This window comes from Streptomyces sp. OfavH-34-F (assembly GCF_022347745.1).
In the GTDB taxonomy this organism is placed as follows: Bacteria; Actinomycetota; Actinomycetes; order Streptomycetales; family Streptomycetaceae; genus Streptomyces.
Genome location: NZ_JAKRGC010000269.1, coordinates 1 through 8,932, shown reverse-complemented (window position 1 = coordinate 8,932; position 8,932 = coordinate 1). Strand labels below are relative to the sequence as shown.

Here is an 8,932-nt window from a genome sequence, read left to right as displayed (position 1 = left end):
CCCCCCTCGGCCGGGGTGCGGGCGCCGGCCAGGAACGCGTCCGCCTCGGCGACCTCGATGCCGAGCGCGGCGGCCTCCCGCAGCCGGTCCGGGCGCAGGTCGAGGAGGGTGACCCGGTTGCCGAGGGCGGCGGCGGTCTGGGCGACGAGCTGGCCGACGATGCCGGCCCCGACCACGGCCACCTCGTCGCCGGGGGCGAGCCCGGCGCGGTCCACGGCGTGGACGGCGGTGGCGGCCAGGTTGGCCACGACGGCGTCGGCGAGGTCGATCCCGTCCGGGACCTTCCGGCACAGCCGGTACCCGGCGGTGATCAGCCCGGCGTGCACGGCCTCGCCCCAGCCCATCGCGATGACCCGGTCGCCGGGGGCGAAGCCGGTCACGCCGGGGCCGGCGGCGTCGACGATCCCGGCGGAGCAGTAGCCGAGCGGGAAGGGTTCGCCGGTACGCGCGGAGCGGTCCAGGTAGTGCAGTTCGGTGCCGGGGCTGACCAGGCTCCAGGCGGCGCGGACGCGCAGCTCGCCGGGGCCGGGCGCGGGGCAGTCGGCCTCCTCCAGCACGGGGAGCGGGGCGCCCCGGGCGACGAGGCGGCGGGTGCGCAGCGCGCGGGCGGCGGGCGGGGCGGTCATCGCTGCTCCCCGGTGGTTCCGGGGGCGGCGATCCAGCGCTCGTCGGGGATGATCTCCAGCTCCTCGCGGTGGCCGGGGATGGGGCCCATCGGGGTGGGCCTGCCCGATCTCTCGTAGGAGGCGCGCCGGTTGCGCTTGCGCTCCAGTCCGAGGTTGAGCCCGGCGAGGTCGACCGGGCGGTGGGTGAGCAGACCGTGGGCCACTCCGGCGGCCAGGGCCCGGGCGCCGGCCCCGGTGCGGACGAACGCCCGTCCGTGCTTGGGCTGTTCGCCGCCGCCGACGCTGGCGGCGAAGATGTTCGGGTCGCCGTCGCTCACGCTGACGTCGGCCAGTCCGGACATCCAGTCGCCGCAGGACAGGCAGCGGTACGTCTTGTTGCCCGCGAAGTCCCGGACGGCCTGCCAGAAGGCGACCCGGTGCTCGGACCCGTCGTCGGTGCGAATGCCGATCTCGCCCGGGTACTCGCCCTCCCGGTAGCGCAGCCGGACGACCGACTCCAGGGGTACGTCGGCCCGGTCGCGGATCACGGCGGCGGTTCCCTCGGGCCGGGTGCTGGAGGAGCAGGCGGGCTCGACGGCCAGCACCACGTGGTCGCGGGCCCAGCGGCCGGCCGGGGTGTCCATCGCCTGGAGCTTGCGCAGGGCCTGGATGTGGCAGGCGACGCCGGTCATGGCGACCCTGGCGTCCGGTTCCTGTTCCATGACCGGCCGCAGCGCGCCCAGGTAGGGCGCCAGCTGGTAGGTGGACTGGGCGGTCTCGGTCAGCTCGGCCGGGTTCCGGATCAGGGCGGGGGCGGCCCGCCACGGCTCGTCCGGGTCGCGGCCCATGGAGAGCGTGACGTCCACGCCGAGCGCCACCATCGCGGTCTGCAGGAGGGCGGTGAGGGTGCCGCCGCTGGCGGACGCCTCGAAGACCGCGGGGTCGAGCGAGTGTCCCGCGACGACCTCGGAGAAGATGCCCGTCCAGCGCTCCTCGGGGGTGCGGGTGCGGCCGAACAGCCTCTCCTCGGCGGCGGGGGTGGCGGGGTCGGCACCGGGGCAGACGTCGAGGCAGTCGGCGCAGTCGCCGCAGTCCGTGTCGGTCCAGGACGCGGCGGTGAGCACCGGGGCGAGCCCGTCGAAGCCGATGACCGCGGCCGGGCAGGCGAGTTGGCAGGCCCCGCAGACGGTACAGAGGTCGAGGTCGAGTACGTCCTTCTGCAGTTGCTGGAACGTCACAGGGATTCCTCGCTCCAGGAGTCGGCCGCGGTGACCGCGGCTGCCAGGCCGTTCATCAGGTGGCGGTACGCCTCGTCGTCGAGCAGCGCGGGCGGGACGATCTTGACGGTGGCGTCCTCGGGGCCGCCGCCGAACAGCAGCAGCCGCCCGTCCAGGGCCGCCCGCAGGACGGCGCGGGCGCGCGCCGGGTCGGGCAGGCCGTCGCGTACGCAGTCGAAGGCGGCGAGCGCGCCGGCGGTGCGGACGGCGGAGATCCAGGGGTGGGTGTCGGCCAGGCCGGCCAGGTCGGTCCCGAGCCGGGCGCCGAGGGCGCGCGAGCGGGCCGGCAGGTCGAGTGCGACCACGGTGTCGAGCACGGCGGCAGCGGCGGCGCAGGAGACGGGGTGGCCCGAGAAGGTGGAGGTCTGCACTCCGGCGGGCAGCGCGTCGACGACGTGCCGCTCGCCCACGACCGCGGCCACCGGGAAGCCGTTGCCCAGGGTCTTGCCGAGCAGGGTGAGGTCGGGCCGCTCGGTCATGGTCTCGGCGGTGAACATCCGGCCGGCCCGGCCCAGGCCGGTGTAGATCTCGTCCAGGACGAGCAGCGCGCCGCGCCGGTGCGCCTGCCGGGCGATCTCGTCGAGCAGGGCCGGTGCCACGGCGAGCACGCCTTCGGTGACCTGGACCGGTTCCAGGACGACGGCGGCCGTCCCGCCCAGCAGGTCGGCCTCGTCGAGCGCGGCGGACAGGGCCGCCGCGAAGTCCCGGGCGTCGTCGGGGCCGGGCCGGCGCGGGTCGGGCAGGTCGGCGCGCACCACGGAGCCGGTCGCCGGTCCGCTGTACGCCTTGAACGAGGCCCGCCAGGTCAGGGCGAGCGCCCCGGCGGTCTTGCCGTGGTAGCCGTGCCGGAAGGCGACCACCGCCCGGTGCCCGGTGACCGCGCGGGCGATCTTCAGGGCGGACTCGACGGCCTCGGCGCCGGTCGTGGTGGGCAGCACGGCCGGGTCGTCGTAGGGGCTGATCCGGCCGAGGGCGCGGACCATCCGGGTGCGGGCGTCGGAGCCGAGCTTGCAGCCGGTGTGGGTGAGCCGGCCGAGCTGCCGGGCGGCGGCCGCGGTGACCGCCGGGTGCTGGTGGCCGAGGGTCGCCGCGCCGCTGCCCGACGTGCCGTCGAACCAGGCGGTGCCGTCCTCGGTGTAGAGCCAGGGGCCGCTGCCCGTGGCGAACTCGGGTCCGAGCACGGTGCCGGTGGAACGTGCCTCGGGGGCGGGGGCCTTCACGTCCGTCATCGGTTGCTGTCCTCGCAGATCCTGGCGCCGACGGCACGCTGCACATCGGCGAAGTCGGGAAACGACGTGCGGTGGCAGGCGCCGCCGGAGACGGTGGTGCGGCCGGGCAGGCCGGTCGCGAGGGTCGCGGCGGCCATGGCGATCCGGTGGTCCTCGAAGCCGGGGACAAGTCCGGCGCCGAGCGCCGAGCCGCCCCGGACGGTGAGGCCGTCACCCGCCACGTCCACGGTGGCGCCGAAGGACTCGGCCATCCGGGCCGTGGTGGCCAGCCGGTCGGTCTCCTTGAAGCGCAGTTCCTCGGCGCAGCCGATCCACGAGTCGCCGGGCAGGGTGGCGGCGACCGCGGCCAGCAGCGGGACCTCGTCGATCAGGGCGTGCAGCAGGGCCGGGCTGTCGACCCGTACGGAGGTGACCCCGGCCAGTCCGCCGCGCGCGACGACGGTGCCGACCGGCTCCCCGCCCGCGGTGATGCCCCGGTCCTCGTAGGAGATACCGGCCCCGGCGGCCCGCAGCACGTCGAAGAAGCCGAGCCGGGTCGGGTTGAGGCAGACCCTCGGCACCCGGAGCACGCCGCCGTCGCCCCAGAGCAGATGGGCGGCGACGGGGTAGGCGGCGAGCGACGGGTCGGCGGGGACGTCGATGACCTCGGGCACGGTGTATCCCCGTCCGGCGCAGACGACTTCGCGCTCCGTCGAGGTGAGCCCCGCGCCGAACGCGGCGAGCATCCGCTCGGTGTGGTCCCGGGATCGGACGGGGTGCCGGACCGTCACGGGCAGGCCGGCCGCCACGGCGGCGAGCACCACGGCGGAGCGGGCCTGCGCGCTGCCGACGCGCAGGTCGACGGTGCCGGGGCGGCGGACCGGTCCGGAGACCAGCACCGGCAGCCGGCCGGGTTCGCCCAGGTACGTGAGGTCCGCGCCGAGTTCGGCCAGCGGGTCCACCAGCCAGTCCATCGGCCGGTGCCGCAGCACCTCGTCGCCGTCGACCACGGCCCGCGTACCGGTTCCCGCGAGGACGCCGACCAGCAGCCGGGCGGCGGCGCTCGACCCCTCGGTCTGCACGTACGGGACGTCCCGCGGCCAGTCCTCGACATCCGGGTGGGGCCGTACCGGCTGCGGCCGGGGCGTCGCGGGCCGCCGTACCACCAGCGCGTCGCCCTCGGTGTCCACGCCGTATCCGAGGGCGCGCATCGCGGGGAGCAGCGCGCGGACCGCGCCGCCCCGGTTGGCGCCCCGCACGGTGAGGGTGGCGGGGGCGCCGGGCAGCAGGGCCGCGAGCAGGGCCCGGTGGCTCACCGACTTGTCGCCCGGCACGGTCACCTCGTGTGCCGCGCCGGGGCGCGTGGTCCTGCCGCCGTCCACCACGAGGTCCGCCGACTCGGTCATCGGCATGGCGAAGCTCTGGACTTCTGGCACTGGAAACTCCTCATTCCGACGCGGGAGGCCGGTGGAGCCGGGCGGGGGTGCGCCGCTGTCGCTCCAGGGGGTGTGGCGGGTCGGGAGCCCGCCCCCGGCGCACCGGGCCCGGCTCAAGCTGTCACGGCCGGGGGTACGGCTCACAGGGGTTCGCGCTGGCCACCCCGTGACTTGGCCCCATCCGGCCAACCGATACCGGGGGAGGCGGAGCGCTCATTAGCATGGCGACGGGGCAGAGCGACACCGATCGCGGGGGGACACGGCCGTATGGACGCACAGGGCACGGCGCAGGGGAAGGCGCAGCAGCTGTTCCGCTACATGCTCGACGACCCCGACTGGACGCCGGAGGGCGCGCGGCGCAGCCTCGGGTTCTCCCAGATCGACCTGGAGCTGGCCCAGCACCTGCTGCTGGAGGCCGGGCTGCTGCGGACGACGCAGGGGAAGTCGGCGCGGCCCACGACGGTCGAACCGGCGGTCGCCGTCGCCCGGCTGCTCGCGATGGAGGAGGAGGACGCCAGGGGCTGGATGGCGTCGGTGCACCAGAGGCGCACCACGCTCACCGCGCTCGGCTCCCAGATGATGCGGTTGCAGGCGCAGGCCGACACCGACACGCAGGTGAAGCTGCTGACGGGTCAGGAGGCCATCGCCACCGCCCTGAACGGGGTCTCGGTGACCGCGCAGCAGGAGATCCTGAGCATGCACCCGGGCACGCCGCTGCCGCGTACGGTCCTGGAGGGCAGCATGGACCGCAACCGGGCGGCGCTCGAACGGGGCGTCATCATGCGCGCGCTGCACCTGGAGGCGATGAACAAGGTGCCGCGCGCCCGGGCGCACCTGGAGGCGCTGGAGGACTCCGGCTGCCATGTCCGGCTGACCCCGGCGCTGCCCTTCCGGCTGATCCTCGTCGACGGGGTGCTCGCCTACGTCTCCGCGCCGGCCGCCGGTGAGCAGATGTCCGCGCTGGAGATCCGGGGGCAGGAGATCTGCTGGCTGCTGCGCCAGGTCTTCGAGCACTGCTGGCTGAACGGGCGGGCCGTGCCCCGGGGGGAGAGCGCCGTCCAGGAGGTAAACCTGTCGGACCGGGAGAGGGCCGTGCTGCGCATGCTGGCGGCCGGGTACACCGACGAGTCGGTGGCCCGCGCGCTGGGCATCTCCACCCGCACGCTGCGCCGGATGACGACCGTGATCCTGGAGAAGATCGGGGCCCGGAGCCGGTTCGAGGCGGGGGTGCGGGCGGCGACGCTGGCGCTCATCGAGACGACCCCCGGCGGCCCCGCGGACCTGTGAGCGGACACCGGTCACCGCTGCGGTTGTCCGGTCGCGGCACTGGCCTCTCCCGGCCAGCGGCCCGGGTATGGACACCGGCGCGGGCGCTCCCTTGGATGGGCGCTGTTGTCCCCCGGACAGTGGCTCGCCCCGTCGAAGGCAGGAACACCAGATGGCTCCCGACCGTGCCCCGGCACCGGACCGCCTCCGCTCCCCCGCCGCCGAACTGACCGACGGTGTCGTGTGGCTGCGGCCCCCGAGGGCGGCGGACGCGCCGGCCGTGGCCCGCGCCGGCGACGACCCGGAAGTGGCGCGCTGGACCCCGTTCCCCTCCCCGTTCACGACCGAGGACGCCCGCGACTGGCTGGCCGCCCAGCAGGAGGCCGGCACCGTGGACCTGATCGTCACCGACCGCGCGGACGGCACCCGGGTGCTCGGCTGGGTCGGTCTGCACGACCTCGACCTGTCCCAGCGGCGGGCCGAACTCGGCATCTGGCTTGCGGCCGGGGCGCGCGGCCGGGGCATCGGCCGCCGGGCCATGGCGCTGCTGACCGCGTGGGGCTTCGACGAACTGGGCCTGGTGCGGATCGCGGCCCTGTGCCTCAGCGGCAACGCCCGGGGCCGCCGGGCGATGGAAGCGGCCGGCTTCGTCCCGGAGGGGGTGCTGCGCGCCTACGAGGACGTGAAGGGCGTCCGGTACGACACCGCGATCCTCGGCATGGTCCGCTCCGATCCGCGCGGCTGACCTCAGAGGGAGCGGACGAAGGAGACCCGGTCGAGGCCGGGTCCGTCGTAGTCCGGCTGGACGGGCCGCCCATCGACGTTTCGCGGACCCGCTTCGGCGGTGAATCCCATCCGGGTGTGAAAGGCGTACGACCCCGTGTTCGCGGAGGAGGTGATCGCCCGCACCACACTGCGGCCGTTGGCCCTGCTGTAGGCGAAGAAGTGCTGGTAGAGGAATGCGCCGAGGCCACTGCGCTGCTCCTCCGGAGCGACCCCGACAAAATGAATGTAACTCTCGTCCATTCGCGTCTGGGACAGGAAGCCGATGAGGAATCCGACCATTTCCCCGTCCCGTTCCACGAGGGAACTCCCCGTGGTGAAATGCTGGAAGTAAAGGCGCGGCAGCAGCAGCGCACGCTGCACACTTCCGGTGCTGCCCTCGAACTCGCCCCACCACCGGTCGAGCACCCGCAACACCCGTGCGTGGTCGTCGGGTTCAGGGTGCCGCACCCGCATTCCATTGAATTCGACGATCGACATGGCGGGATGCTAGCACGGGCCACCCCAGGGGGCGGGTCCGTCGAAATGGACCGCTATTCCGGCTGAGGACGTGACCGCATACGGACACGCTCCGAACCTGTACAGCCCACCTTCGGAGCAGCAGCATTCAATCGTTCCCCGACGGTTTATGGAGAAGAAATATGCCGGGCTCACCCCGCTCCGCGGCAGCGGCTGTCCGCGACGCGCTGCACGCCGCCGGAATCGTCCTGAGCCTGGAGGACGGGGCTCTGCGCTACTCCGCTCCGCCCGGCGCGCTCACCGAGGAACTCCGCAGAGCGGTGCGCGCCTGCCGCGACGACCTGATCGAGCTGCTGCGCGCGTCCCCGGACCACGACGCCCCCGGCTCCCCCGCCTCCCCCGGCGACGACTCCTGGCACTTCGCCGCCGACCCCGCGTCGGCCGGCGACGCCTTCCCCCTGACCGCCCTGCAACAGGCCTATCTCATCGGCGAACAGGACTTCTACGACCACCCGGCGCCCGCCGTGTTCGTCCACGAGTACTCCTTCGCCGCCGGGACGTTCCCGGACGCGGACACCCTGCACACGGCCCTCACCCTGCTGCGCCGGGCCCACGGGGCGCTACGCCTCGCGGTGTCCGGGGACGGCACCCAGCGCGTCCTGCCGGTCCCGGCCGCCGGCGAGGAGCCCCCGCTGGTCGACCGCCACGACCTGACCGGCCTGTCCGGCGAGGCGGCGCGGGCCGAACTCCTCGCGCTGCGCGAGCGTTTGGCCGCCGACCTGCCTCCGTACGCCGAGGGGCGTCCGTTCCTGCTCCGGCACGTGCTGCTGCCCGACGGCACCGCCCGCATCCAGATCGCGCTGCGGCTGATCGCCTTCGACGGGGTCACCACCCAGCTGTTCTTCACCGAGCTGGCCCGGTGCTGCGTCGAGCCCGCCTACCTCCCCGAGACGCTGAGCCTGTCCTTCCGCGACTACGTACGGGGCCTGGAGGAGCGCCGCGCCTCCGGTGCGCACCACAGCGCCCTGCGCTACTGGGAGCGCAGAGCCGACCGGCTCCCGCCCGCCCCGGCCCTGCCGGCCCGGCCCGTCGCCGCCGAACCCGCCGCCGACCCCTGTCCGGGCGCACCGCTGCGCCGCCTGTCCACCCGTCTGGACGCCGCGTCCTGGGGCCGCTTCCGGGCGCACGCGGCCGCCGCCGGACTGCCGGTGGGCAGCGCCCTGTTCGCCCTGTTCGTCGAGGCCCTGCACCGCTGGTCGGACGGCGCCGCCGGGGCCGTCACCGTGCTGGCCGCGCACCGTCCGGGCAGCCACCCGGAGCTGCCGCGCGTCTGGGGCAACGCCAGCACCACCGTGCTCGTCGGCTACGGCCCCGACGAGGCCGGCCTCTCCTTCGCCGACCGGTGCCGCCGGCTCCAGGGCGGCCTGTACGCCGACCTGTCCGCGCTGGAGGTCCCCGGCGTCGAGGTCAGCCGCACCCTGCAGAGCCGCCGCGCGGAGACCGGCAGCCCGGCTCCCGTGGTCTTCACCAGCGGACTCGACCTGGTCGACGGCGCCCCCGGCGGCTTCCTGCTGCCGCTGCCCGGCGCCGAGCTGGCGCACAGCTCCATCAGCACGCCGCAGATCCTCCTCGACCACCAGGTGTACGAAGAGGGCGGGGAGCTGGTCTGCAACCTCGACCACTCCGAGAACGCCTATCCCCCGTGCCTGATCGAGGAGTTGGCGGCCTACCACCGCGCACGGCTGCGGGACCTGGCCGACAGCCGCGCGGCCTGGGACGACGCGGGCCCGGTCCCGCTGCCGGCCGGGCAGCTGGCCGACCGCGTCCGGGCCAACGCCACGGCGACGCCACTGCCCACCGGCGAGCTGCACTCCTCCGCCCTGCGCTCGTGCCGCACC

Annotated in this window: 8 protein-coding genes; 3 read left to right on the top strand and 5 right to left on the bottom strand. The window is 75.0% G+C overall.

Annotated features, from left to right (window positions below):
* From MHW47_RS27690 to MHW47_RS27675, 4 genes are all read right to left on the bottom strand, one after another.
* The coding region (locus MHW47_RS27690) for an alcohol dehydrogenase catalytic domain-containing protein (protein WP_239226497.1) at positions 1–626 on the bottom strand (626 nt) is incomplete at its 3' end.
* The gene (locus MHW47_RS27685) at positions 623–1,843 is read right to left on the bottom strand and encodes a Coenzyme F420 hydrogenase/dehydrogenase, beta subunit C-terminal domain (protein ID WP_239226496.1); all 1,221 of its coding nucleotides are present in this window, start codon (positions 1,841–1,843) and stop codon (positions 623–625) included. The genes MHW47_RS27685 and MHW47_RS27690, both read right to left, overlap by 4 nt.
* Positions 1,840–3,111, bottom strand: a complete 1,272-nt coding sequence (locus MHW47_RS27680) for an aspartate aminotransferase family protein (RefSeq protein WP_239226495.1) — start codon at positions 3,109–3,111, stop codon at positions 1,840–1,842. Before MHW47_RS27680 ends, MHW47_RS27685 begins: the two co-directional genes overlap by 4 nt.
* Positions 3,108–4,526 carry a 3-phosphoshikimate 1-carboxyvinyltransferase gene (locus tag MHW47_RS27675; protein WP_239226494.1) on the bottom strand — a complete coding sequence of 473 codons (1,419 nt, stop codon included), beginning with the start codon at positions 4,524–4,526 and terminating at the stop codon, positions 3,108–3,110. Before MHW47_RS27675 ends, MHW47_RS27680 begins: the two co-directional genes overlap by 4 nt.
* Positions 4,527–4,793: 267 nt before the next feature.
* Here MHW47_RS27675 and MHW47_RS27670 point away from each other — a divergent pair, with 267 nt between their 5' ends.
* A complete protein-coding gene (locus tag MHW47_RS27670; RefSeq protein ID WP_239226493.1) occupies positions 4,794–5,813 on the top strand; it encodes a LuxR C-terminal-related transcriptional regulator in 1,020 nt (339 codons plus the stop codon).
* A 151-nt stretch (positions 5,814–5,964) separates the two neighbouring features.
* Positions 5,965–6,537: a GNAT family N-acetyltransferase gene (locus MHW47_RS27665; protein WP_239226492.1), complete on the top strand. Its 573-nt coding sequence runs from the start codon at positions 5,965–5,967 to the stop codon at positions 6,535–6,537.
* Between the two features lie 2 nt (positions 6,538–6,539).
* Here the strand turns inward: MHW47_RS27665 and MHW47_RS27660 are convergent, their stop codons facing one another.
* Complete coding sequence (locus tag MHW47_RS27660; RefSeq protein ID WP_239226491.1) at positions 6,540–7,055, bottom strand: GNAT family N-acetyltransferase; 516 nt, start codon at positions 7,053–7,055, stop codon at positions 6,540–6,542.
* A gap of 161 nt (positions 7,056–7,216) precedes the next feature.
* On the opposite strand from MHW47_RS27660, the gene MHW47_RS27655 reads away from it, so the two are divergent.
* Positions 7,217–8,932, top strand: a 1,716-nt coding sequence (locus MHW47_RS27655; RefSeq protein ID WP_239226490.1) for a condensation domain-containing protein, incomplete at its 3' end; no start/stop codon positions are given.

Bases quoted from the DNA above. Each gene is read 5' to 3' on its own strand.
- MHW47_RS27680 (WP_239226495.1), bottom strand. From the start codon at position 3,111: ATGACGGACGTGAAGGCCCCCGCCCCCGAGGCACGTTCCACCGGCACC.
- MHW47_RS27670 (WP_239226493.1), top strand. From the start codon at position 4,794: ATGGACGCACAGGGCACGGCGCAGGGGAAGGCGCAGCAGCTGTTCCGC.
- MHW47_RS27665 (WP_239226492.1), top strand. From the start codon at position 5,965: ATGGCTCCCGACCGTGCCCCGGCACCGGACCGCCTCCGCTCCCCCGCC.
- MHW47_RS27660 (WP_239226491.1), bottom strand. From the start codon at position 7,055: ATGTCGATCGTCGAATTCAATGGAATGCGGGTGCGGCACCCTGAACCC.